23 protein-coding genes and 1 pseudogene are annotated in these 26,331 nt (G+C 45.1%); 8 read left to right on the plus strand and 16 right to left on the minus strand.

Translation table 11 applies throughout. The features are described 5' to 3' along the window. Positions 1 to 235 precede the first annotated feature (235 nt). Positions 236 to 2,275: a threonine--tRNA ligase gene (gene thrS / locus IEU85_RS02700; protein ID WP_188354677.1), complete on the plus strand. Its 2,040-nt coding sequence runs from the start codon at positions 236 to 238 to the stop codon at positions 2,273 to 2,275. Between the two features lie 186 nt (positions 2,276 to 2,461). Here the strand turns inward: thrS and IEU85_RS02705 are convergent, their stop codons facing one another. After that, entirely contained in the window at positions 2,462 to 3,148 is a 687-nt protein-coding gene (locus IEU85_RS02705; RefSeq protein ID WP_188354678.1) for a TetR/AcrR family transcriptional regulator, read from the minus strand. 301 nt (positions 3,149 to 3,449) lie between these two features. On the opposite strand from IEU85_RS02705, the gene IEU85_RS02710 reads away from it, so the two are divergent. The 7 genes and pseudogenes from IEU85_RS02710 to IEU85_RS02740 all read left to right on the plus strand — a co-directional run bounded on the left by IEU85_RS02710 (position 3,450) and on the right by IEU85_RS02740 (position 12,247). Further along, a complete protein-coding gene (locus IEU85_RS02710) occupies positions 3,450 to 4,841 on the plus strand; it encodes a UTP--glucose-1-phosphate uridylyltransferase (protein WP_229714738.1) in 1,392 nt (463 codons plus the stop codon). A gap of 131 nt (positions 4,842 to 4,972) precedes the next feature. Then, positions 4,973 to 6,647 (plus strand): annotated as a pseudogene (locus tag IEU85_RS02715) (helix-turn-helix transcriptional regulator); the annotation flags it as partial. A 305-nt stretch (positions 6,648 to 6,952) separates the two neighbouring features. Continuing rightward, complete coding sequence (locus IEU85_RS02720; RefSeq protein ID WP_188354681.1) at positions 6,953 to 7,258, plus strand: hypothetical protein; 306 nt, start codon at positions 6,953 to 6,955, stop codon at positions 7,256 to 7,258. Continuing rightward, the gene (locus IEU85_RS02725) at positions 7,255 to 8,322 is read left to right on the plus strand and encodes a diacylglycerol/lipid kinase family protein (RefSeq protein ID WP_188354682.1); all 1,068 of its coding nucleotides are present in this window, start codon (positions 7,255 to 7,257) and stop codon (positions 8,320 to 8,322) included. The genes IEU85_RS02720 and IEU85_RS02725 overlap by 4 nt, the downstream gene beginning before the upstream one ends. Before the next feature lie 87 nt (positions 8,323 to 8,409). Continuing rightward, positions 8,410 to 11,112: a DEAD/DEAH box helicase gene (locus tag IEU85_RS02730; RefSeq protein WP_188354683.1), complete on the plus strand. Its 2,703-nt coding sequence runs from the start codon at positions 8,410 to 8,412 to the stop codon at positions 11,110 to 11,112. A 49-nt stretch (positions 11,113 to 11,161) separates the two neighbouring features. After that, a complete protein-coding gene (locus IEU85_RS02735) occupies positions 11,162 to 11,509 on the plus strand; it encodes an RNA polymerase-binding protein RbpA (protein WP_188354684.1) in 348 nt (115 codons plus the stop codon). 21 nt (positions 11,510 to 11,530) lie between these two features. Continuing rightward, positions 11,531 to 12,247: an HAD hydrolase-like protein gene (locus IEU85_RS02740; RefSeq protein WP_188354685.1), complete on the plus strand. Its 717-nt coding sequence runs from the start codon at positions 11,531 to 11,533 to the stop codon at positions 12,245 to 12,247. 277 nt (positions 12,248 to 12,524) lie between these two features. Here IEU85_RS02740 and IEU85_RS02745 read toward each other — a convergent pair whose 3' ends face one another. The 15 genes from IEU85_RS02745 to rlmN form a co-directional block, all read right to left on the minus strand. After that, entirely contained in the window at positions 12,525 to 12,962 is a 438-nt protein-coding gene (locus IEU85_RS02745) for an FHA domain-containing protein (RefSeq protein WP_188354686.1), read from the minus strand. A 4-nt stretch (positions 12,963 to 12,966) separates the two neighbouring features. Further along, entirely contained in the window at positions 12,967 to 13,839 is an 873-nt protein-coding gene (locus IEU85_RS02750) for a DUF881 domain-containing protein (protein ID WP_188354687.1), read from the minus strand. Between the two features lie 23 nt (positions 13,840 to 13,862). After that, positions 13,863 to 14,195, minus strand: coding sequence for a small basic family protein (locus tag IEU85_RS02755; protein ID WP_188354688.1), 333 nt, complete (start codon positions 14,193 to 14,195; stop codon positions 13,863 to 13,865). Next, positions 14,195 to 15,154 (minus strand): DUF881 domain-containing protein, encoded by a 960-nt coding sequence (locus tag IEU85_RS02760; RefSeq protein ID WP_229714739.1) that lies wholly within the window; start codon positions 15,152 to 15,154, stop codon positions 14,195 to 14,197. Before IEU85_RS02760 ends, IEU85_RS02755 begins: the two co-directional genes overlap by 1 nt. Before the next feature lie 21 nt (positions 15,155 to 15,175). Then, complete coding sequence (locus IEU85_RS02765; RefSeq protein WP_188354993.1) at positions 15,176 to 15,817, minus strand: CDP-alcohol phosphatidyltransferase family protein; 642 nt, start codon at positions 15,815 to 15,817, stop codon at positions 15,176 to 15,178. A gap of 62 nt (positions 15,818 to 15,879) precedes the next feature. Beyond that, a complete protein-coding gene (gene hisG, locus IEU85_RS02770) occupies positions 15,880 to 16,731 on the minus strand; it encodes an ATP phosphoribosyltransferase (protein WP_188354690.1) in 852 nt (283 codons plus the stop codon). Between the two features lie 43 nt (positions 16,732 to 16,774). Continuing rightward, complete coding sequence (locus IEU85_RS02775) at positions 16,775 to 17,038, minus strand: phosphoribosyl-ATP diphosphatase (RefSeq protein ID WP_188354691.1); 264 nt, start codon at positions 17,036 to 17,038, stop codon at positions 16,775 to 16,777. 48 nt (positions 17,039 to 17,086) lie between these two features. After that, complete coding sequence (gene rpe, locus IEU85_RS02780; RefSeq protein WP_188354692.1) at positions 17,087 to 17,752, minus strand: ribulose-phosphate 3-epimerase; 666 nt, start codon at positions 17,750 to 17,752, stop codon at positions 17,087 to 17,089. A gap of 46 nt (positions 17,753 to 17,798) precedes the next feature. Beyond that, positions 17,799 to 18,710: a prolipoprotein diacylglyceryl transferase gene (gene lgt, locus IEU85_RS02785; RefSeq protein ID WP_188354693.1), complete on the minus strand. Its 912-nt coding sequence runs from the start codon at positions 18,708 to 18,710 to the stop codon at positions 17,799 to 17,801. Positions 18,711 to 18,780: 70 nt separating this feature from the next. Continuing rightward, positions 18,781 to 19,668 carry a tryptophan synthase subunit alpha gene (trpA, locus tag IEU85_RS02790; protein WP_188354694.1) on the minus strand — a complete coding sequence of 296 codons (888 nt, stop codon included), beginning with the start codon at positions 19,666 to 19,668 and terminating at the stop codon, positions 18,781 to 18,783. Positions 19,669 to 19,760: 92 nt separating this feature from the next. After that, complete coding sequence (gene trpB / locus IEU85_RS02795) at positions 19,761 to 21,848, minus strand: tryptophan synthase subunit beta (RefSeq protein WP_188354695.1); 2,088 nt, start codon at positions 21,846 to 21,848, stop codon at positions 19,761 to 19,763. A gap of 270 nt (positions 21,849 to 22,118) precedes the next feature. Then, a complete protein-coding gene (locus IEU85_RS02800; protein ID WP_188354696.1) occupies positions 22,119 to 23,720 on the minus strand; it encodes a chorismate-binding protein in 1,602 nt (533 codons plus the stop codon). A 119-nt stretch (positions 23,721 to 23,839) separates the two neighbouring features. Continuing rightward, positions 23,840 to 24,223 carry a phosphoribosyl-AMP cyclohydrolase gene (hisI, locus tag IEU85_RS02805; RefSeq protein ID WP_188354697.1) on the minus strand — a complete coding sequence of 128 codons (384 nt, stop codon included), beginning with the start codon at positions 24,221 to 24,223 and terminating at the stop codon, positions 23,840 to 23,842. Between the two features lie 81 nt (positions 24,224 to 24,304). Then, on the minus strand, positions 24,305 to 25,075 hold the full coding sequence (hisF, locus tag IEU85_RS02810) for an imidazole glycerol phosphate synthase subunit HisF (RefSeq protein ID WP_188354698.1): 771 nt from the start codon (positions 25,073 to 25,075) through the stop codon (positions 24,305 to 24,307). A 39-nt stretch (positions 25,076 to 25,114) separates the two neighbouring features. Then, on the minus strand, positions 25,115 to 26,308 hold the full coding sequence (gene rlmN / locus IEU85_RS02815) for a dual-specificity RNA methyltransferase RlmN (protein WP_229714697.1): 1,194 nt from the start codon (positions 26,306 to 26,308) through the stop codon (positions 25,115 to 25,117). Between the last annotated feature and the right edge of the window lie 23 nt (positions 26,309 to 26,331).

The raw sequence follows: 26,331 nt of genomic DNA on the forward strand, positions 1-26,331 counted from the left end.
CTCAACGTGCGCTCGCCTTACTGGATAAAACTATCGCCTACTCATGAGTATCATAATAGACTACATTTATTTTCTAAAGCGTGTGAATGCATATTTTGTGTCCTTGTCTGCTCAACGACTTAAGGTATGCATGTTGTTGTTCCTTGAGATACACCGCGTACTAAGGGCACAATGACACACTATAAGTCCACGACCTGCACCACGTACCGCGGGTCCCGATAGTAAAGGACAAACTATGCCTCAGGCACAAGACCTCATTCATATCACTGTTCAAGGCGAACCGCGAGATATCGAGGCAACGCAAACAGGAACTGAACTGTTTGTAGAAGATCGCTCCGTGATTGCAATTCGACTCAATGGCGAACCACGCGATTTGTATACACCACTACATGATGGTGATGTTGTTGAACCAATTTCCTTAGAGAGTGAAGATGGTATTGCTATTATGCGCCATTCTGCCACTCATGTGATGGCTCAAGCTGTTCAGCAGATTCGACCAAATGCCAAGCTCGGCATCGGACCTGTGATTGAGAACGGATTCTATTACGACTTCGATGTAGATGAGCCATTTACTCCTTCAGATTTGAAGGATATTGAGAAGCGCATGCAGCGCATTATTAAGTCTGGACAACGCTTTGTCCGCCGTGTAGTTACTGAAGAAGAAGCACGTGCAGAAGAAGCAGATCAGCCTTACAAATTAGAGCTTATTGGGGATAAGGAGGCGGCTCTTGATCCAGAAGCTGCGACAGAAGTTTCTCAAGCTGAATTAAGCATGTATGACAATGTTGATCATAATGGCAATACCGTGTGGAAAGACTTGTGCCGTGGCCCTCATTTGCCTAATACACGCTTGATTAAGGCATTCCATCTGGAACGTGCTGCTGCTGCATATTGGCGCGGCAATGAGCACAATCCAATGTTGCAGCGTATCTACGGTGTGGCATTTGCTACAAAGGAAGAGCTTAAAGACTATCAAACTCGCATGGAAGAGGCAGCCCGCCGCGACCATCGTAAGCTCGGTCAAGAAATGGATTTATTCTCCTTCCCAGATGAGATTGGTCCAGGTCTTGCAGTGTTCCATCCAAAGGGTGCAGCAATTATTAACGCTATGGAGGACTACTCCCGCAATCTGCATCGCACTCACGGGTATTCCTTTGTACAGACCCCACATATTACTAAGGGTCATTTGTACGAAGTCTCTGGACACTTGTCTTGGTACAAGGACGGTATGTATCCGCCAATGCGCATGGATGAGGAAGTCGATGAGCATGGTCAAGTTACCAAGCAGGGCGTAGATTATTACTTGAAACCAATGAACTGCCCGATGCATAATTTGATTTTCAAGTCTCGTCAGCGCTCATATCGTGAGCTTCCATTGCGTCTGTTTGAGTTTGGTACAGTGTATCGTTACGAAAAGTCTGGCGTGGTACATGGTTTAACTCGTGTACGCGGACTTACTCAAGATGATTCACATATTTACTGCACCCGCGAGCAAATGAAGGACGAACTGAAGTCTTTGCTTGGTTTTGTGCTTGGCTTGCTCAAGGACTTCGGTCTAAATGACTTCTATCTGGAACTTTCTACTAAAGATGAGCACAAGTTTGTTGGCTCAGATGAAATCTGGGAAGAAGCAACTAATACTTTGGCAGAGGTAGCTAAAGATTCTGGATTGGAACTTGTCGATGATCCAGGTGGGGCTGCATTCTATGGACCAAAGATTTCTGTTCAGGCACGTGATGCTATTGGCAGAACTTGGCAGGTTTCTACGATTCAGCTTGATTTCAATTTGCCTGAACGCTTTGGTTTGGAATATGTGGCTGCTGATGGCACACGTCAGCGCCCTGTGATGATTCACCGTGCCCTCTTTGGCTCTATTGAGCGATTCTTTGCTATTTTGCTTGAGCACTATGCGGGCGCATTCCCAGCATGGCTTGCCCCAGTGCAAGTTCTTGGTGTGCCGGTAGCGGACGATGTAACTGAGCATTTGCGTTCTGTAATTGCTCAGCTGGAACGTGACATGGTGCGTTGCGATTTGGATACTTCAGACGATCGCTTCGGCAAGAAGATTCGCAATGCTTCAAAGTCCAAGGTGCCATTCACTTTAATTGCTGGTGAAGAGGATGCTTCCAATAATGCAGTAAGCTTCAGGTTCCGCGATGGTAGCCAGCGTAATGGTGTGCCGGTAGCGGATGCCGTGGCTTGGATTAATAAGGTGATTGACTCTCACGCTCAAGTAAATTCTGCTGATGATTTTGCAGCAATTGTTGAGGCATAATCGTCTATAGCGTTGCGTGCGTTGTGAGCACAAAACAGAATGTGCGGGCAGTATTCACACTGTCCGCACATTCGTATCTATAAGGGTGATCGTATTGCTTGCTTTACTGTGGCACTTTGATAAATTGTTGGTAAAGGCACAGATCTAGTTACCAATACATTGCTTTTATCTAGCAAGCATATGATGTTAAGAAGCTAGCTGATGCTCCTGATGTTCTGTGCTCAATGTTCGGGCTGCATGCTGACGTTCAGCAGCGCTATTTTGAGTGAAGGATTCAAGGCGCAAGGTTTGGACAGCAACATCTCGGATAGTTTCATCACTTACCATGGGGTATTGGCGAATAATGCCAAACATGCCGATGATAAGAATAATAAGATTTTCTCGTAAATTCTTAATTGGCAGTGTATGGAGTGCATGAAAATCATCGAATGCATATTCAAGAATAAAATCAGAAATCTGCGAAGAAGTGCAGTCTATAAATTGCAGATATAACTGACCATTAGCGTACCCAATCATGCGAGAGGAAAACAAGCTAGATTCGTCAATTACAGTTCTCATTAAAACAACAAGGTTTTTTATTGCCTCATGCAGATTGCCATGTACACGCTGATCATTCCATTTACGCAGTGGCTCAGTAACTAGGTCCTGCACAATACTTGTTACCATGGCATCTGCAACAGCATCTTTATCTTCAAAATAATGATAGATTAGTGTGCGCGTAATACCGGCGCGTTTGGCAATACCGTTAATAGTAACCTTTGAAAAGCCTTGCTCAATGCAAATATCATATGCAGTTTGAATAATGCGCTGACGTTGGCGGTCGCCAATACTTAACTCTCGCGCACCTACATGTGTTTGCATAGTATCTGTCATACTTCACCTCTACAAGCTGTTCCCTTCCAGAAAGTACAGTATCAAAAAATTGACAGAGTGTCAATTTGAGTTATGGCGTTGGAATAGTTTCCATTGTAGTTACAAATGTGGAGTTCCTGTGTATAACAGGTCATTATCAGCGTATTTTCAGCATAATCGTAGTCACACTAATAAGGCTATGGTAAATCGGCTGTGTTCCTACGTGCAAAGCATGAACACATTCGATACAATACACACAGCACATACGTATGCTGAAAGGGGCAACGTGTCTACGGATAAATTTGAGCGGTCTGCAGCAAAAATGCGCGACCACGGGATGAGCGATATTGCAATAGCGCAATTTGAGCGCTTATACCATGTGTGGCAGCAAGACGAATCAGAGTGGATTCGCGAAGCAGACGTGGAACCACTTACCGAAGTTCCAGCTATTCGTGATATCCATGCTGATATTGATCATGATCAGGCGTGCGAAGCATTCAAAAAAACAGCTTTTTTGAAACTCAATGGAGGATTGGGTACCTCTATGGGATTAGAGGGACCAAAATCACTGTTACCTGTGCGCAGGCATAAAGCTCGACGTATGAGATTTTTGGATATTATTTTAGGTCAAGTAATTACGGCGCGCGCTAAGCAGGATGCGTCTTTGCCGTTGATTTTAATGAATTCGTTTAGGACGAGCCATGATTCTATGGCAGTATTACAGCATAATCGACGATTTGTTCAGCATGATATTCCAATGGAAATTATTCAGCATGTTGAACCCAAGATTGACATCGCTACCGGTTTGCCGGTGACATTTGAGCAAAATCCTGAACTTGAATGGTGCCCTCCTGGTCATGGCGATGTGTTTACCACGCTTTGGGAATCTGGATTACTTGATACCTTACTGGAGCATGGCATTGAGTATCTGTTTATCTCCAACTCTGATAATTTAGGAGCCCGCCCATCGACAACGTTGGCAGGAGTTTTCGCACAATCTGACGCACCTTTTATGGTAGAAGTGGCACGTAGGACTCCTGCAGATCGTAAGGGGGGTCATGTGGTGCGCGATCGCAAGACTGGGCGCTTGATGCTGCGCGAAATGAGCCAAGTACATCCTGATGATAAGGAACATGCTACTGATATTGCCAAGCATCCATACTTTAATACCAATAATATTTGGGTACGTGTGCGTCAGCTGCGTGATCGATTAGCGCAAACTCAAGGAGTACTTGCTTTACCAGTAATTCGTAACCGTAAAACTGTGGATCCAACAGATAGCACTACAACACCTGTGTTGCAGTTAGAGACTGCTATGGGTGCGGCAATTGCTCTATTCGATGGTGCAACATGTGTAGAAGTTGATAGACCACGATTCCTGCCCGTGAAAACGACCAACGATTTATTTATTATGCGTTCGGATCGTTTCCATCTTACTGACAGTTACGAGATGGAAGATGGTAATTATATTTTCCCTGAAGTTGACTTGGATCCAAGATTTTATAAGAATATTGCTGATTTTGATGAGCGATTCCCATATGGTGTACCATCGCTTGCAGCGGCAAAATCCTTCACAGTGCATGGGGATTGGACATTTGGGCAGGATGTGCGTTGTTTCTCAGCAGCAGTGCTAGAGGATGAAGGACATCCTTCTTACGTACCAAATGGGGAATTTGTCGGTCCATTAGGTGTTGAGCCTGATGATTGGCAATAAAATGTGATATAAATCACTAAAATCAATCGATTGGTGAAAAAAATCACAAAACGAGTGGTATTCCTGTAAATACCACGTACAATACATAGAAGTAGTACTTAAACCGATACAATAGTGAGACGTGAGGACAGATGGCTGAAGGATCGTTGAACGGTAGGCGCCGATTCTCCGACAAGTGGGGTAAACATGAACTTGATGTGCTGGCAGTGTTGTCGTCAGCATTTCCGCAGTGGCTTACTTCTCGCCAAATCGCTCAGCGTGTAAAAGCGTATGCAGATTCATATGGCGAACTTGCAGATCAGGCAGCAAAAGCTGCATTTGCAAAACAGTTCCAGCGAGATCGTGCCAAGCTGGCTGCTATGGGCATAGCTATTGAATCTCGTCAGCCAGAATATTCTTCAAAATCAGAAGGTCAAGACTTTGCTTCATATCGTCTGCAATTAGGCGATGAGCCACGTGTGCGCATGCGTTTTGAACAGGAAGACTTGCCAGTACTGGCTGCGGCAAATTATTTAGCACAGTCGATGTCCATGTCATCTGCACTACAGCAGGCACAACACGAGCATCAGAAGCTGTCGCGCACCGCTCCACGTGTACCACAGATGCCGGTTCCTGGATTAGGGCTCGATTCGATTGCACCAGGGTTAGGCACGCAAACCATTCCAGATGATTTGATTAAAGAAATTGATTCTCGCCGTTTTGCTGCAACAGTTGATGTTGATGGTGAGCATATTAACGTTGCCTATTCGGACTCGGATGATTTGGCAATGTTTGTACTGGAACATCCTGGTTCTAAGATTGTTAGCCCGCAAGAGGCTATTGATGCTTTTAATCGACGTTTACATTGCGCAATTCATTTTGCTTCTGCTGACCGTCCAGAGCACGCATTTGAAGAACATCAGGAGATTACTGATAGTTTTAATCTGCCAAAAGATGGTGAAGAGGCAAAGGGTCGTAAAGCGATTAGTCAGTCCTACCAGACCGGCTCAGAAGTTGATCGTCGCCTTCGCCTCATGCTGTTTTTGTCAGCGCATCTGGGAGAGGAATATCCGCTCACTGATCTTGCTGAGCGCTTCTATGGGCATTGCGAGACAGAAGATGAGCTGAAAAAGGCTGTAACTGTTATTCGTAAAGATATTGGTACACTGACAACAGTTTCTGACGATGGTGAGCTTGCAGGAAGTCAATTCTTTGATATCGATTGGCCGTTGCTTGAATCAGAGGGCATTATTAGTGCTACGAATTCTCTTGGTTTAGAGCGTTTAGCTGGTATTGCGCCACAATATCTCAGTATGCTTACTGCTTCTGTAAGCTATTTGGCACATTCTCCATTACTTCCTGAACAGTCTCGTGAGCAGGCGCAATCGTTATCACAACGTTTGCGCGCACATACTGAGCCAGGAGAAACGCCTTGGTTATCATTAACCGGATATGAACTTGAGCCACCAATCTATCCAATTGTCAATAGTGCTATTCTCCGTAAGAAGTTGCTGGATATCGAATACACGGATGGCGCTGGGCGTACTCGTGAGCAGGTCGTTGTTCCAGCCAAGATTTTTGTTGATGAAGGCGTGTATTACGCGGCAATTTGGGATGGGCTTGATGATTCTCAAGTGCAGCGCACGCGTAAAACTAATAAAGATAAAAACCGTAAGCATGACGACTGGCGTATGCTACGTTTAGCTCGTATTGGCAAGGCAGCAATTATTGAACCAGAGCATGATTTTGAAATTCCAGATGTGCCGCTCTCTGAAATCCGGCAGTGGAGTTTTGACAATGGCACAGTTACGCAGTTCATTACTGATGTGCCAGGGCATGAATTTGTTCAGGCGTTAACTGATGCAAAAGTTGAACCATTTGAACAAGGTGAGCGAGTAACGCTTACAGTATCTTCTGACTCATGGTTTGTGGCGTTCTGTATTGCACATGCACGTCATATTGTTGCTGTGTCTCCTGGAACACTTCGTACTATGATTGTGGCGCGTGCCAAGCGAGAGCTTAGTGTTAATGGAGAGGAAGATAGCCACTGACAGATCATCTTGATGTACTATTGCTGATTATGTCAGCTATTGTGCTCGATGTGATGTAACAATATACGTAAGGAGTATGTAATGCCTGCTTGGGTATGGATTGGACTGGTTATATGGTTCATACTATGTCTTATTGCAGGTGTTGCATATGTGATTATCCATGCATTGCGGGCATTGCGAACAGTAAGTGATACCTCAACGCGTGTTACTGAGCCTTTAGCACAGTTACAAGCGCATGAAGAGCGCGATCCAGTTGCAACAGTGCTACAAGAATCTTACGAAGATACGCGAAGTAGATATTTGCAAACTCAAATGGCCAAGAATGCACACAAGCAGCAGCGAAGGCTGGCACACAGCATTGTTTGGGAACGATGGAACAATTCATGATGAATACACACAACGATGGCGACACTGCACAAGTAACACCTCATGTCGTTGCTCCACATACTACTACGTTGGCTCTTATCACGAATCCTGCAGCAGATAATGGCAAAGGCGAACAGTATGGGCGTCAGGTATTTGAACACCTCACTACGCATGGACAGCAATGGGATGTGCAAACCATTGATATTACTGGGCATGATCGTGATGAGTCACTGCGTAATGCTCGTAATATTCTTCATGATGTAGATGCTATCGTTGTCGTTGGCGGCGATGGTATGGTTTCGCTTGGTGTTAATGCTGTTGCCGATACAGGTGTTCCACTTGGAGTTGTGGCAGCAGGATCTGGCAATGATTTTGTTCGTTGCTTGGGTCATCCTGTGGGACGTATTATTGCAGGCACAGAAGCGGTACTGGCATCAGTTGTTGCACGCAGTACGATTGATTTAGACTTAGCTCAGGTTACCTCTCCTGAGGACGGTGGCGCTCGAATCAATCGTTACATAGCAGGCATGCTTAATTGTTCTATCGACGCGGCCATCAATGCACGCGCCAACGAGTCTACTTTGCCTGTTGGTATGTTGCGCTATATGGCTGCAGGGTTATGGGAAATTTCGCATGTGCAAGATTATGGATACCATATTCAAGCACAATTAGCCAATGGGCAGACACATGAATTTGATGTAAATACTCCATTAGTTGCTATTGCAAACGCAAGATATATTGGTGGAGGTATTGAGGCTTCTCCGGAGTCCCAGCTTGATGATGGTGTGCTGGAAATGCTGTGGACTAAATGGCATCCAACACCTAAGCAGGCGCTTCATGCTTTTGCTCGCGCATATCATGGACAGCATTTACAAGACCCAATTTTTGGTTATGACAAAATTACCGCCGTGCGCCTTGACCGCAACGATAGCGGTGCTGAGCCTCCGATATTGATGGCTGATGGTGAACCTATCGGGCAGCTTCCAGTGAAGGTAACTGTGAAGCACAAGGCTCTACGCATGCTGGTACCAGTTGGCGTGCGTAAGCAGTGGAATGCAGGTACTTTGCCGCAAATGCGTGATTAGCTAAAATAGAGACATACAAACAGGTCTTTCTTTCATACTGCGTATCAACGAGCTCAAGTCGGTATAATAATAAGAGTAGGGGAAACTATGGTTCGTAGGCGTCGTCGCCGTGAGCAGCATACGCCAGATACAGTGGATCTTGATCCTCAATCACCTGCTGGTCGGTATCGTGCATTTAAGGAGCGTCAACAGTACAGATCCTCGTATGCGTACTCCTTTGCTCAACGCCTGCCTTTTGCACTTGATGATTTTCAGCAGCAGGCAATTGACGCTTTGGAACAGAATAATAATGTTCTTGTTGCAGCTCCAACTGGTGCTGGTAAAACAGTAGTTGCAGATTTTGCAGTATATCTTGCGCAAGAGCGTGGTGTTAAAGCATTCTATACTACGCCAATTAAGGCATTAAGTAATCAAAAGTATCATGAGCTAGTCGCTCAGTATGGCAGCGAGCAAGTAGGACTACTTACTGGTGATTTGTCCGTAAATCCAGAGGCGCAGATTGTGGTGATGACCACTGAAGTGTTGCGCAATATGTTGTACACTCATTCCATCACATTGCATGCCCTGAATTTTGTAATTCTTGACGAGATTCACTATCTTGCTGACCGATTCAGGGGAGCAGTATGGGAAGAAGTCATTATTTATTTGCCAAGTAGCGTGCGCATTGTGGGATTATCTGCGACAGTGTCAAATGTAGAAGATTTTTCACGCTGGATTAAATCAACACGAGGCAATACTACATTAGTGATTAGTGAGCAACGACCAGTGCCACTTCGCCAAGAAGTGATGCTCCAATCCGATGAGCGACACGAACCACAGTTATATCCGCTATTCCAACGCGGAACTACAACATTAAATCATCAGCTGACGATGCGTCTTAAGGAGCTTGATCATAAGGCAGCTCGTAGAATAGGTGGTGCCGGGGATACTTATAGTCGAACAAAACGCCCTTCTGGTAGATACCATCGTGCATCAGCTAAGCAATTAGTATCGTCTCGTCAGGGTCGTGGTCAGCGTTATACTCCGAAACGTTGGGCTGTTGTTGATGAACTTGACGTATTAGATCGTTTACCAGCAATTTATTTTATTTTCTCTCGTGCTGGATGCGATCAGGCGGTTCGTCAGTGTATGCAAGCTGGATTGCGATTGACCACGGATAGCGAAGCATTACGTATTCGACATATTGTCGAAACTATGATTGATGGGCAACTTTCACGAGATGAGTTAAAAGCACTTGGTTTCTCGCATTTTATTCGCGCTTTAGAAGAAGGTATTGCTGCTCACCATGCTGGTATGATTGCGCTTTTTAGGCAAATTGTTGAGACCTTATTTGAACAGGGTTTAGTGAAAATAGTTTTTGCTACAGAAACACTTGCTCTCGGTATCAACATGCCAGCACGTAGTGTTGTTATCGAAAAACTTGAGAAGTTTAATGGTACAGGCCATGTTGATTTAACGCCTGGGGAGTTTACACAGCTTACCGGTCGAGCTGGTAGACGTGGAACTGATACAATCGGTCATGCGATCGTAGTGGATCATCAGGGTTTTGTCGCACAGACGGCAGCATCACTATCTTCTAAGCGTGTATATCCATTGCATTCGAGTTTTAAGCCAACATTTAGCATGGCTGTAAACTTATTAAACACATCAAGTGTGGCAATGGCACAGGATACGCTGGAACATTCGTTCGCACAATGGGAAGCTAATGCCTCAGCGTCGTCATTGGATTCGCGTATTGAGCAATTAAAGCAAGCAATACACGGCTACGAGCAGGCTATGCAATGCGAATATGGTGAAATTACCGAATTATTGCGTATTCGTATGAGGCTTACGGATGCACAGCGAGGGGAGAGGAATGCTCTTAAACATCGTGTTTTTAGTTCAACTCAGGCACGATCAGGCGCCTTTCGATCATTAGATAGTAAAATTGATACCTTGAAAGCTCAAGATCGAGCCCATCCATGTCGTCAATGCCCTGATATTGATGAGCATATGCGCTGGGGACATCGTTGGACAAGAGAGACACGAGAATTAGAGCGGCTAGAACATCGTAGAGATTCACGTACAGGTTCTGTTGTACGCAGGTTTTCTGTTATCTGTCATATTCTGCTGGCTCTTGGTATTGTTATCGATCCTAAAGAGTCGAGACACGATGAGCTTGAGGAAAACTATGATGCGCGACGTATCGAACAGCTCTACGATGGCAATATGCCAATTGCTATTGAGCACAGGTCACTTCCTGATACATTAGTGCTCAGTACACAAGGTCAATTACTGCGTCGAATTTATAGCGAACTCGATATTGTAATTGCGCAATGTTTGACACAAGGCGTATTTGACGGTCTTTCTCCCGAAGCGTTTGTCGCAGTGCTTTCTGCATTTATCTATGAATCACACCACGGCTCAACTGGGCAGCCTGCTCATTATCCAGGGGGTGCAAAAGGCGATATCGCCGTGGCAGCATCACGCATGCAAACGCTGTGGTATCGCATGAATACCTTGTGTACGGATATGGGTTTAGAACCTTTGCGTCCGCTTGACTTTGGTATGGTTGAAGTTGTTTTTGACTGGGCTACTGGAGCAGATTTGGCGCAAACGCTGTCAAATAATCGTGATTTAACTGGCGGTGATTTTGTTCGTTCGTGTAAGCGGATTATTGATCTGCTCGGTCAAATTGAGCAAGTTCGTGATTTCTTACCGGAACACGGGCAAACGAATGTTGCAGATTTGGCGCATTTTGCACGAGCTATTGTTAATCGCTCTGTTGTGGCGTATTCAGGTTTGGAATAAAACAGGTGTCATTGCTGTTTTGTAGCGTGGTAGTAGGTAAGGAGGAGTAATGGCTGAACGTTCATTACGTGGAATGAGTATTGGTGCAAAATCACTAGAATCTGATGATAATGTGGATTTTGCGGCTCGTGTCGAAGTGGCGTATGTCTGTCCTAAAGGACATCGCACTATTTTGCCATTAGCTGAGGGTGCTGAACCACCAGAAGAATGGGAGTGCCGCTGCGGACAGACTGCAGTACGCGAAGGGAGCGAAAATAGCGAGGATGACGAAGACGCTAAGCCAGCACGCACACACTGGGATATGTTGCTTGAGCGACGCGATATTCCAGAATTGCAAGAGTTGCTTGACAAGCGTTTACAAATGCACCGTGAAGGCTGGATTCCAGACTACGAATAAACCGTTGAGGTAAGGGGGAGTATGCAGTTTCAACATCCAATGCGCGTTGTTTTGCTTGATTTAGATGGTACTTTAACACAGTCACATCCCGGTATTATTGCGTGTGTTACAAAGACCTTTGAGGAATTAGGTCGTCCTGTACCAGATCATGCTGAACTCATGCGGTTTATTGGTCCAGCTATTGTCGAATCCTTTGCTCGTAATGGTATTCCTGAGGGCGAAGAGATGGAACGCGCTGTGCGGATTTATCGCCATTATTATTCAGATGAAGCTACATTTGAAGACCCCAAGCATCCTGGACATAAAGTTGCTGGTAGGCTGTACAACTCGGTTTATGAGGGTATTCCTGAGCAACTTCAACGGTTACGCGATGACGGCTATATGCTTGCTGTGGCGACATGTAAGCCTGAACCTCAGGCGCTAGTAGTCTGCGATTATTTTGGTATTGCCGACATGGTTGACGGTATTTATGGTGCATCCATGGATCGAAGCCGCCTAGAAAAAGACCAAGTGATTACATATTGTTTCTCATCTATTGGTTTTGATCCAGCCCAAGATCATGCAGTAATGGTTGGCGATCGTTGGACTGATATGGATGGCGCACGTAAATGCGGCATTCCTGCATTAGGTTGCCGCTGGGGTTATGCTGAACCGCATGAGCTTGAAGAGCATGGAGCAACAGCTATTATTGATCGTGTTGATGAATTGCATGACGCAGCGGTTGCGTTATTACGATAATGAATGATTATCAAATAGGTCGCAAGTTTTACTGTATGTGGTAAGGCTTGCGACTTTTGTGTAGTGGAAGTATTGGTATATGTAATAACGCCGATAAGGTACGTTATGTCAAAATAGTATATAGAAATACACTTATATAAATAGCATCTAAAATATTCAGTATTCCTATGCTGAAATTTCAACAGCTCGTACAACATAAAAGGTCTGGAAAGCATATATAACATACTGTTCCCAGACCTGTAGCTATTAAAGTAACTCAGTGAGCTATTGCAATATATCAGCGCACAATGGCATTAGCACCGAAATATACCAAGCGGAATTTACCAATCATAATTTCATCGCCATTATGTAATGCTGCTGTTTCGACGCGCTCACGATTAACATATGTGCCATTTAATGAGCCAGCATCTTCGACACTAAAGCCCCCAGGAATACGCTTAAAAATAGCGTGTGAGCGAGAGACAGTAGAATCATCAAGTAAAATATCACAGCGACTATCACGCCCAACGGTAATCGTATCTTCATCTAACAAATACCGCGAACCCGTAACCGCGCCACGTGTAGAAATAAGCAGGGCAGTGCCCTCCCCTAGCCGTGCAATCGTCTCTAAATCCTGTGCGGTTAACGGACGATCAGAAGTAGCCGTATTAGCGATATTAATTGCTGGAATACCGATAATAGTTGTTTCGCCAGCTGTTGGAATTGGATCAGTCATATCTCTATTCTACCGTCTTTGCATACGAATATGTGGAAGGCTGACGCGTGGCGTCAATCTGCACATTATTGTTTTGTCGAATACGAACACCTGCATCATAGCGTACACGCAACTGAGAACCAACACCGCCAGCAATTTGCACAGCATTTGTTAGCGACTCTGGCTCACCAATAACGAGTATTTTATACGGTGCTTTCATCGATACACCATCACATATTACGCCATCCCCAGTATCTAAGAAGTACGTTGAAGCTACCACGCGTACATCACCAAACTGCATAACCTCTGCCCCAGCATTACGCAATTCTTCAATAAGAGTGAAAAGCACAGATGCTGGAATATGTTTGCCACCTTGCGTAATAGTAATCTCAATTCCTTTGCCGTGTGCAGCAAGTCGTCCAGAGAGAATACCACTTGTACGCTCGTTTTCTTGGGCTACACGCTCCAGCTCCTGCTGTTTGTTGGCAGATGAACGAATTGAATCAAGTTGTTCGCTTAATTGTGTACGCTGCTGCTCAAGAGAGTCAACCTGACGATTTGTTTCATCAAGTAAGCGCACTAGCTCATCTTCACTTAAAGATTCGTAGGATTTCTTTGAATTTTGAGACTGCGTCACATACCCAAAGCCAAGCAAAGCACATAACACAATAATAGTCAGTGTAGATGCGATACGCGCATACACATTATGTCTGGCATCATGAATTTTTGCAGGTTTTTTCTTCACCTGAGGGAAAGCACCAGTATTGAGATCGTCATTATGCTCATCCGTATGCTCTTGATGCAACAACTGACCAATAGGACCAAGTGCATTAACAGCATTATCTCGTACTCGATTAGTCTCTCGGTTACTGTTTCGATTAGTTCGCTTTGATGGCATCGTGTTGCCCCTTACCATACCTGCTATCCTCTAAAAATGAATCTACGAATTGCAGATACATTAGAGAAGATACGTATACCAAGTACAACAATCACAGCAGTTGTCAACTGAGATCCCACACCAAGTTGATTGCCTAAAAACACCAAGAGTACAGCAGTTACCACATTAGATAAGAACGAAATGACAAACACACGATCTGAGAAGTTACGCTCAAAATATGCACGTGCAGAACCCATCAGTGCATCAATAGCTGCAACAACCATAATAGGCAAATACGGCTGTAATTCTACAGGAACCGTTGGCTTAAATACAATACCAACAATAACACCAACAATAAGCCCTAAAATAGCTGCCATTATTTATCCTCTCGCGCGTAGGTTATATCATTCGCAGTAATTGCTGGAAGTGTAAGTGACTTTGCTGTAGAAACATCAGGATAAATACCAACCTGTTCTAAAGCATCATAAAATGCATCTTGTTCTTGCTTTGAAGCCGCGGCCTTGAGCTCTGATGGATCGCCAATAGCTTCAATTTTATATGGGCTCTCTACAGGGGTAATTCCCACTAAAATAGTACTACCAGCAGTACGAATCGAAGTCTGTACCCCAAGGCGAACACCGTTAATAGCAATAGCCTCTGCATGCGCAGCCCACAGTCTCGATACGATAACTTGCAAATCAATATCAGAAACTACACGAATGGACTGCCCGTCAGTCACGCGCGTATCAGAACCTGAGTCATCAGCTGCAATAGGGTTAGTAAGCGTAACGCTTACTCCTTGCCCTGTAACTGCTACTGCCCCATTTTGAATATTATCGCTTTGGACTCGCGAACTTGTCTGAGAAGTATTGAGTTCCTGCGTGAGTTTATCAATTTCAGCACGATCTCGATCGAGCTCAGACTGCAACTGACTACGTTTATCAGTCAAAGCAATAACTTGATTAGCAAGCTCAGCACGCACTTTTTCACGTGTATTCAATTGCAATTCTTGAACAATATTGGCACCAGCAAAACCAACGACCACACAAAAAATAAACGCAAGAATACGATTAAACCAAATAACCAGTGGTGAATGTTGAGGAGCAAGTTGTGCGTCTTCAAACATCGGATCGACAGGACGATTCACTAACTCATCGATTAAATGTAGTGATTCATCATGAACACGGCGTCTCGTAATTCTTGTTTGCTCACGATGATCAAGATGCTGGGTATGACGATGCACAAGACCGGCAACTGAGCGAGAAAAAACAGCACGGCGGTGTACAGGCGTTGTCTCAGGATCTACCTGCCATGATGCTGGTTGAGACTGCTGCATCTGCACGACCTCACCTCAAGTTCACTCTGTGTTCTGCCTACCCAAATGTGTGATCAGTACTACACCTTGACTGATATATATCACACCAGCAACCCAGTACAGTCCAATCCCCCATATTGCACCTGCAACACCAATTAAATGTAGCACAGTAAAAATATTTTGAGAACCTAAATCGCCAATAATCAAAATAGGTACACACATCAACAGTAACGCAGTACCTGCTTTTCCAACAAAATGTACAGGAAGCGGACCATAGCCATGATCTGCAAGCACAAGAATCTCCATCAGCATAATAAGATCGCGCACACCAACAGCAATAAGTAGCCACCAAGGGACAATATGTGCCCATCCGAGAGCCAGCATAGAACAAATAATCAGCAATCGATCTGCAATTGGGTCAAGAAGCTGACCAATTCTACTGACTTGATTAAAGCGACGCGCAATATAGCCATCTAAACCATCTGTGGCAGAGGAAATCATTAAAATCACCAGCGACAATAATAATTGCCGTTGTGAAATTAAATAAGCAATACACGGTATAGAAAGAATCCTAATCAAACTAATGAGATTAGGAATAGTAAAAATCACATCGCGTGCTTCTGGACCAAACGCCTCCTGCTCACCGTCATCATTATTCGTATGTGGTGATGAGGCTGATGCCATAGTGAGCGTTGACGTTTGATCCTGAATACCTGCCTGCTCTGAAACTGCCATACCGCATCAAACTACATTCTAGAAGCCTGCAAAGCCGTCACAATAATGGCTCGTGCACCAATTTCGTACAAATCATCCATCAGCTTATTGACTTGCTTCTTGGGCACCATAACGCGCACCGCTGACCACTGTGAATCATGTAATGGCGAAATAGTAGGTGATTCAAAGCCAGGGGTAATCGCTACAGCTTGAGAAACCTTGCCAACAGGAATATCAAAATCCATAAGCACATAGCGATGCGCAGTAAGTACACCTTGTAAACGGCGCATCAACCTTGCTAAATCAGCATTATCCTCATCTAATCTTGGAGAGCGAATCATAATGGCCTCTGAGCGCAAAATTGGGTCACCGAAAATATGCAAACCAGCATTGCGCAATGTGGTACCAGTAGAAACAACATCAGCAATAAGATCTGCTACACCAAGGTGTACTGAGGACTCAACAGCGCCATCAAGGTGAATAATTTCTGCATCAATACCGCGCTCAGTAAGATAGTCACCGACCAACTTATCGTATGAGCTTGCTACACGCTTACCTTGAATATCGCTGAGTTGGCGAATAGCACTGTCAGCTGGGGCTGCAAAACGAAATGTTGAAGCCCCAAATCCTAGCGGCATAGTCTCAATAGCTTGAGTTCCTGAGTTTAGCAGCAAATCCCTGCCAGTAATACCAACATCAACTGTTCCTCGACCCACATACACGGCAATATCTAAAGGTCGTAAATAGAACAATTCGATTCCATTGTCAGGATCCTCTACAACGAGCTGACGCGCATTCGTGCGTAGCGCATAGCCAGCTTCATCTAAAAGATTCCACGATGGTTCAGAAAGCATACCTTTGTTGGGAACAGCAATACGTAACATACCTAACTCCTTGAAGTGAATATAGCATTACGGCGTGTAATGTTTAGAGATGCTTATACACATCTTCAAGTGTCAGACCGCGGTCGATCATCATAACCTGAATATGATAGAGCAACTGGCTCAATTCTTCTGCTGTGCGGTCAGCACCCTCATATTCTGCGGCAATCCAACTTTCGCTTGCCTCTTCAACCAGCTTCTTGCCGATAAAATGGGTGCCCTTATGCAGTTCTTCTACAGTAAGAGATCCAGCTGATTGTTGCTGTGCTTTAGTCTGCAATTCAGCAAATAAAGAGTCAAAAGTTTTCATGATCTTCCTTTTTATACCGTGTGTTTACAGCGTATTACTACACTCTCGTTAATTGCGATATGCTGCCGCAGCGTTATTGCGAATCAAATCGATTTCTGCAGCAATATCATCGGCGCCATACACAGCAGAACCTGCAACTAATGTATCAGCACCTGCTTCAGCCACAATAGCAGCTGTAGAACGACTTACACCGCCATCGACCTGAATGTGAACATCGAGACCACGACGAGTAATTTCATCACGCAGACGACGGGTTTTTGCCATTTGGTTCGCAAGGAACTTTTGACCGCCGAAACCTGGTTCAACAGTCATAATAAGTACCATGTCAAATTCATCCAAAATATCAAAGATTGGCTCAACAGGTTCTGCAGGACGAACTGCAAAGCATGCCTTCACACCCATATCGCGCAACTGACGAGCCAAACGAACAGGTGCATGCGTAGCGCCCATATGGAACGTCACAGAATCAGCACCACAGCGAGCAAATTCAGGCGCCCAACGGTCTGGATCTTCAATCATCAAGTGCACGTCGACTGGCAGAGGACTTACCTCGCAAATGCGCTTAACAATAGGCTCACCAAGTGTCAAATTCGGCACAAAATGGTGATCCATAACATCCACATGAACTAAGTCAGCATTTGCGATTGCTTGCAAATCGCGCTCTAAATTACAAAAATCAGCTGATAAAATACTTGGTGCAATTCTAATATCCATGGTTACCATTCTATGAAATTCACGGACTACGCGAGTTAAGCGTAGCTTATTGATGTTCTTCCTGTGCTAAACGTTCCAATTCCGCTTTGGTCACTGCTTGCAAATGTTGCGATTGAGACAGACGACTTTGCCCCTTTCGTGCAAGGACAATAAATAGAATTAGACCTGCAATAGCAACAAAAATTGCTGTCCAAATATTGGTGCGAAGTCCAAAAATTACTGTTGAATAATTAATGCGTAATGCCTCAACCCAAGATCTACCTACGCCGTACCACATCATGTACATAGCGAATTGTTGCCCTGCACGCAAACGCTGACCGAATTTAGCGCCAATATAAACCAGCAATGCAGCACCACAGAGATTCCAAATCATCTCATATAAAAATGTTGGATGAAACAGCGTACCTTGTGGGCATGCGGAACCTTGGAAACACACTTGCGTTTTACCCAATGCATTGGCATCATTAAGCTCTAATCCCCAAGGCAATGTTGTCGGCCAACCATAAAGCTCCTGATTAAACCAATTACCCAATCGCCCAATTGCTTGAGCGACCATGAGACCAGGAGCAATTGCATCAGCGAATAAACCAAAAGGGTAATGCTTATGGCGACACCACAAAAATACCGCCAATGCACCGGCACCAATACCACCAAAAATGGCCATGCCGCCTTCCCAGACCTTGACAATACTAATTAAAGAACCAGTCGGCGGGAAATATTGTGCTGGCAAAGTAATGACATGATATAGTCTTGCGCCCACCAGGCCACATGGCACCGCGATAAGCGTTGTATCAAGCACCTGATCAAAAGTGCCACCTACTGCTTTCCATCGCGCAGTTAAAATCCATACAGCAAAGACAACGCCAGTAAGTATACAGATTGCATACATATGAATAGTAACTGGTCCAATATTAAATTGTGAAAATGTCGGTGAAGGTATCGAAGCCTGAATTTGCATATCGCTCACTATACACTGCCTCACCAACTACATACACTACTTACCCTATATACCATTGACAGCTACAGCATTATGCTTTGCGCGCATGGTGAATACCTTCAGCCAGCTGAGCGGTTTTTGCTCCCAATGCATCAAGACAAGCATTCACTTGCTGAGTATCACCACCAATAGCATTGAGCATCGTGTGCACCAACGCAGAACCAACAATCACACCATCAGCGTATGCGCCCACAGTTGCACCTTGCTCAGGGGTTGAAACACCAATACCAACACAAACATGGTCTGCTCCAGCCTTGCGAGTTCGCTCAACAAGCTGTTGAGGAGAGCTCGACAACGTGGTGCGTTCACCGGTAACGCCCATACGAGACGCGGCATACACAAAGCCTCTACTAGCTTGACTAACCGCTTGCAAACGCTGATCAGTCGAATCAGGTGATACAAGGAAAATACGATCTAAACCAAAACGCTCAGAAGCTTCAAACCATGCTCCAGCCTCTTCTGGAATTAGATCTGGAGTAATCAGACCTTTACCACCTGCAGCTGCGAAATCTCGGGCGAATGCATTTACACCATAATGGAAAATCAAGTTCCAATAGCTCATAACTAACGGCACTGCACCAGCTGCTGCCACAGCTTCTACTGCGTCAAATACACACCGAATGCGTTCTCCTGCTTCGATTGCGCTTAATGCTGCTCGTTGAATAACAGGCCCATCCATCACAGGGTCAGAATATGGCAAACCGATTTCCACTATATCGACACCATGTTGAACCATAACACGCAGAGCATCAATTGAGGTTTGCGCACTAGGGAATCCATATGGCATATATCCGATAAATGCTGGTTGGTTTTGCGCGGCACGATGTTCTAATGCTTCAGCTGTGGCACTAGGAGTGTGTGCAAAGCCCTTCGGTTGAGTTCCAGCGGCAAGAGCTGGTGTAGTATGAGCATTTTGCATAATTATTCCTTTTCAAAATGTGTTAGACACGGGTAACACAAATTAAGTTATTGTAGGTTAGATGTTGCTGGCCAGTCACGCATCACATACCATTAGGCAGTTGCATTGCCATGTGCACCGTTAGCTTCAAGAGCAGCACTTTGTTCATCGGTCAGATAGCCAAACCACTTTCCAGCAGTTGCTACATCCTTATCTCCCCTGCCTGAAACATTAACGAGCAAAACTGGATTTTCTATACCCTGTTGCAATAGATCTTGTGCAGCCTTAGTCGCTCCTGCTAACGCATGTGAACTTTCAATCGCCGGAATAATACCCTCTGTTTCGCACAAGTCTTTAAACGCCTGCATCGCCTCAGTATCAGTTGCATAGTCATAGTTGACGCGACCGATATCATGTAACCATGCATGTTCTGGTCCTACAGAGGCATAATCCAAACCTGCAGAAATTGAGTAGGTGTCAAGAGTTTGTCCTTCCTCATTTTCTAACAGATATGACCATGCACCTTGGAATGTGCCAACCTGACCAGTACCAGGTGTAAGACGAATTGCATGACGGCCGTCCTCTGGACCGTATCCGCCAGCCTCATATCCATACAGGTGTACGCGAGTATCGTCGAGAAATGCATTCATTACACCAATAGCATTAGAGCCACCACCTACGCATGCAACTACGCCGTCTGGATGGTCAACACCGTATTCATGCAATTGCTTACAAGCTTCTTCGCCAATAATCTTCTGAAAATCGCGTACCATTGAAGGGAACGGGTGTGGTCCTGCCACAGTGCCAAGCAGATAGTGCGTATCAGCCACATTGGTAACCCAATCACGTAACGCTTCATTGATGGCATCTTTCAAAATACGTGTACCCTGCGTTACTTCAACAACTTCTGCACCAAGCAACCTCATACGCGCCACATTTAGTGCCTGACGACGAGCATCAATTTGCCCCATATAAATACGGCATTTCAGCCCAAGTAATGCACAGACCGTCGCAGTAGCAACGCCATGCTGTCCTGCACCAGTTTCAGCAATAACGCGTGTTTTGCCCATGCGCTTGACTAACAGTGCTTGCCCTAAGGCATTGTTAATTTTATGAGCACCAGTATGGTTCAAGTCTTCACGCTTCAAGAACACACGAATATTGCCGCCTACACGCTCACTAATGCGCTCGGCAAATCGTGGAGCCTCGGTCAGCTGTGAAGGACGACCGACATATCGGCGGTTTAGTTCATGAAGCTCCTGCATAAAGTCAGGATCCTGCTTCGCTTCTTTGTATACACGTTCTAACTCGTCTAATGCGCCAATCAGTGCTTCTGGAACCATTCTGCCGCCATACGGACCAAAGTATGGACCTTCATGTGTAGATAATGGTCGTGCTTGAGAAAGTTTAACTTTATTACCAGCCTGTACTAAACGCTGTACTGCAAGCTCTGGCTGCTCAGCAGTAGCTACTCCCTCGCCGACGAGTACGGCATCAGCTCCAGCACGTGCATATGCTTCCAGTTCAACTGCACCAAACACTCCAGATTCAGCGACTTTAACCACGTCTTGCGGAATATGTTCCAGCAACGCCCGCACTGTATTAGTATCAACATCCAGGTTCGTTAAATTTCTAGCATTGATACCAATAATTTTTGCTCCAGCACGCACTGCACGATCAATTTCTTCCTGTGAATGTGTCTCCACAAGAGCATACATTCCATATTGATGAGTGAAATCAAGTAATTCACGCAATTGCTTATCATCAAGTGCAGCCACAATAAGCAATACAAGATCAGCACCATGCAAGCGTGCTTCAAGAATTTGATACGGCGTTGTAATAAAATCTTTATTTAATACTGGAATATCAACTGCTGCACGTACAGCGTCCAAATCGTCAAAACTACCAAGGAATACACGAGACTCGGTGAGCACAGAAATAGCACTTGCGCCGCCACTCGCATATTGTGTTGCCAATGCTGCTGGATCTTCAATAGCGCTCAAAAATCCTTTTGAAGGAGAAGCACGTTTAATTTCAGCAATAATTGGCACGCTTTGGTCGGATTTGAGCCACTGATACGCATTACGTGGGGTTGTTGTAAGAGCATTCACTTGGCGTTGTAGCTGTGCAAATGAAAGAACACTCTCACGCTGCTGCCGATCTTCCTGAGCTCCTGCCACCAAAGTATCCAGAACTGACATGATACTCCTTCGAATGTAGTATGCCCCCGGGAACGGGGTTACTTTCTTATATCACAAATTGATTATGCGCATAGTATTCGTCCAATCAATGGAATGCTCTACCTAGTCAACTGGAAGAACTATCTGCACATCACGACTGAGTAATACCGAACAATGCCGAATAATGCCCAGAAGCATATCAGTAATTGAAACGTAGACACTGGTCCTTCACCTAGTAGGCTGAGCACCAGAAGCATCGCCAATGATTGTTGTAAAGAATGGTAATTGGTACTAAATAGTACGCAGTTGAGCTGCAATTTGAATCGCTTTGACCGAGGCAGCACCTTTATTGCGCGTCTCTTGCCACTCTGTAGCAGGTACAGAATCAAGTACAATGCCGGCTCCAGCCTGCACACTCGCTTGATGATCGCGAATAAAAGCTGTGCGAATAGCAATAGCCATATCCATATTGCCGGACCAGTCAAAATAGCCGACAGTGCCGCCATAAATACCACGATCAGCAGGCTCAATTTCATCAATAATCTCTACAGCACGCGGCTTAGGAGCTCCAGAAAGCGTACCTGCAGGGAATGCAGAGGTAAAGACATCAAAAGCATCAATGCCTTCACGTAAGTTGCCTGTAACTGTTGAGCAAATATGCATAATATGACTAAAACGCTTAATATCCATTAAACTGACTACATCAACAGTAGTAGGATCGCAGACTCGGCTTAAATCATTACGCGCCAAATCAACGAGCATAATATGTTCGCTACGCTCTTTGGGATCTGCCAACAGCTCTTGAGCAAGTTTCTCATCTTCCTCAGCTGTAGCGCCACGCGGACGTGAGCCAGCAATCGGGTAGGTCATAGCATGACCATTATCAACCTTTATCAATGTTTCCGGACTTGACCCAATAATTGCACAATCACGACCTTGAGCATCGCTTAGCACTAACATATACATGTAAGGGCTTGGATTGAGCGTACGTAATACGCGATAGATATCCAATGGATGAGCTTGGGCTTCAATATCTACGCGTTGTGAAATAACAACTTGGAATACATCGCCATCAATAATATGTTGTTTTGCACGCTCAACTGATGCTTCAAAAAGCTTTTGTTCAGTTCTAAATTGAGGTTGAGGCTGGGCAATAGTCGTGTCAAGAACACGTACACGCGCTTCACCAGCACTTGGCGTAGCTGCCTCATGTTGCATGGCATCAAGTCGCGCAATGGCTTCCTGATAAACCTCTTGCTCGCGCGTCGGTCGATTATCGACATTCACAGCATTGGCTATGAGCCACATTGAACCATCTATATGGTCGATAACTGCCATATCAGTGGCAAGAGCAAGCATCAGTTCACCTTGACCAGTTTCATCCGGTGCTTGAGCGCGTAAGGTTGGCTCCCAATGTCGAATCGCATCCCATCCAATAGAGCCAACAAGTCCGCCTGTTAGGCTTGGCAATCCATCGATTTGTGGAGCTCGTAATTGCGTAATAGCAGCATGCGCTACCTCTATTACATCTCCCTCAGTAGGAATGCCAGCAGGAACTGTGCCCATCCACTGTGCTTGCCCGTGATTTGACACGAGTTGAGCCATGGCATGAACGCCAATAAATGAGTAGCGACTCCAGCCACTATCGAATTGTGATGATTCTAGAATAAAGGTTCCACTTTGCCCGTGAGTGAGTCGTTCGTAGCATCCCATAGGAGTAAGTGAATCTACCAAGAGACGGCGCACGACTGGGATCACACGATACCCTTGCAAGGCTAGTTCATGAAATTCTTGAGCACTTGGCCATGTCTGCCCCCAGGAAACTGCACGTACACTTGGCTGTGATGATGGTGATGTTTCGTTTTGTGGAGCGTGTTCTGGTTGTACAGACATTGCCTCTACCCTCACTTGCTATTACTATTTACTATAATTTCAAATACATTTATGTTGTTGTCTCTGAACGCATGCGCCAATCTGGACTTATGTACTAAACGTATTATGTATTTGCAGAATTATTTGTTTGGACGCTGACCAATAACTGCTGGAAGGAATCCTCCTTCATCAAAGCAACTATGCTTGCCCGTATGACATGCGGCACCCACTTGGTCTACACGAATAAGTAAAGCATCTCCATCACAATCAATGGACACGGACTTCACATACTGCGCATGGCCTGAGGTATCACCTTTTCTCCAATACTCTTGCCGCGAGCGAGACCAGAATGTTACTCTTCCCTCGGTAAGGGTACGACGCAATGCCTCATCGTTCATATAACCAACCATAAGCACTTGCGAAGTACTATCTTCTTGAATAATGGCGGCAACAAGTCCAGCCTGGTCACGCTTCAAGCGTTGTGCAATTTCAGGATCAAGACTTGATTGCATTTCGGTATTCATGTGTTACTCCTCACCATAGTTTGGTGTTTGTATGCACGGTATCCACTTACAGGCAGCTGTACAGCCACACTCTCTGTATCACTAGCGAACAGTGTACCCGTGATCGCGCAATACTTGCTTCACTTGTCCAATTGTCATCACGCCATAATGAAAAACTGACGCAGCTAATACTGCATCTGCACCCGCTTCGATAGCTGGAGGGAAATCTTCAGGTTTACCAGCACCACCACTTGCAATAATAGGAATAGACACCTCACGGCGTACTTCACGAATCATTTCAAGATCAAATCCCTCTTGTGTGCCATCAGCATCCATGGAATTCAGTAGAATCTCCCCCGCACCGAGTTCTTGAGCACGCTTAACCCACCATAGTGCATCAATACCAGTCGAATGTCTGCCACCCATGGTGGTTACTTCAAAACCAGAAGCTGTATGTTGCTCTCCAACTTCACGTTTTGCATCAATAGAAAGCACCAACACTTGGCTACCAAAACGTTGAGCAATATCAGCAATTAATTGCGGGTTATTAATTGCAGCTGTATTCACGCCGACCTTATCAGCGCCGCATCGCAACAACATATCAACATCTTCTGGTGTACGCACACCGCCGCCAACAGTAAGAGGAATAAACAATTCCTCAGCTGTTCGGCGTACCACATCATATGTAGTTGCACGGTTTGAGCTAGAAGCCGTCACATCCAAAAATGTAAGCTCATCTGCACCCTGCGCATAATACTTTGCTGCAAGTTCAACAGGATCACCGGCATCTCGCAAACCTTGAAAATGTACGCCTTTGACAACGCGACCTGCATCCACATCTAAACAAGGAATAACACGAACAGCTAACGACATGGTCTCTCCCCTGGTACTTGGACTGTATACTACATGAGGCTATTGCTGCTCTTTATTATGCATGGTTTCTAATGCTTTTGCAGCAAGCTGTCCACAAGCACCATCAATATCTGATCCTCGAGTATCGCGCAATGTTGCTGTAATGCCAGCACGATGCAAAATATCAAGAAATTGTTGCTCATCTTCTGGCTTGGAAGCAGTCCAGCGCGAACCTTCAATAGGATTAAGCGGGATTGGATTAACATGCACCCAATCATCACCATAATGATTCAGCCTGCGTGCAAGCTCACGAGCATGCTCCGCTTGATCATTGATACCTCGCATTAACGCGTACTCAATACTGACACGACGTTTACTCGCAAGATAATAATCATGAGCAGCATCGAGTACTGCAGTAGTATTAAACCTCTTATTCATTGGCACAAGCTCATCACGCAATGCATCATTAGGAGCGTGTAAAGAAACCGCTAGACGTACCGGAATATGCTCTGCGGCAAGTTTACGGATACCAGGAACCACACCTACTGTAGAAACGGTAATATTGCGTGCTGAAATACCAAAACCATACGGCGGCAAAGCGCTAATTTGTCGAATAGCATGCATTACTGCTTTGTAGTTGCCCATAGGCTCGCCCATGCCCATAAAAACCACATTGCTTAATCGACCAGGACCTCCAGCAACATCGCCATTACGCATCTGTAACGCAGCAACACGCACTTGTTCAAGGATTTCTCCTGTGCTCATATTCCGAGTGAGACCAAGTTTACCAGTCGCGCAAAATGGGCATCCCATGCCACAACCAACTTGGCTAGAAATACAAAGCGTTGTTCTCGTAGGATAGCGCATTAATACTGATTCAATTCGCGAACCATCAAAAAGCTTCCATAAAGTTTTTACTGTCGTTCCTTCATCAGCGCGTTGCTCTAGTAACGGTTCAATAAGTGTCGGAAATAGCTGCTCTTGAATATCTGCTCTATGGGCAGCTGGCAAATCAGAAAACGTACTGACATCAGCATTAAGATGATCGAAATAATGCGTAGCACACTGTGAAGCACGAAACTTTGGCAGCCCTAGCTCGCGCATAACTTCAATACGCTGCTTCTGCGCTAAATCGACAAAATGCGTCGGTGCTTTGCCACGGCGCGCATGATTTTTTGCCAAAATATCACGGAAAGGTCCAGACTGACCGCCCTCAGTAATACCAGTTTCTACTTCTTGTTCGTCGTTTAGCACAGATATTCCTCTTCGCATTTGCT

Source organism: Galliscardovia ingluviei, from assembly GCF_014635685.1.
Taxonomy (GTDB): Bacteria; Actinomycetota; Actinomycetes; order Actinomycetales; family Bifidobacteriaceae; genus Galliscardovia; species Galliscardovia ingluviei.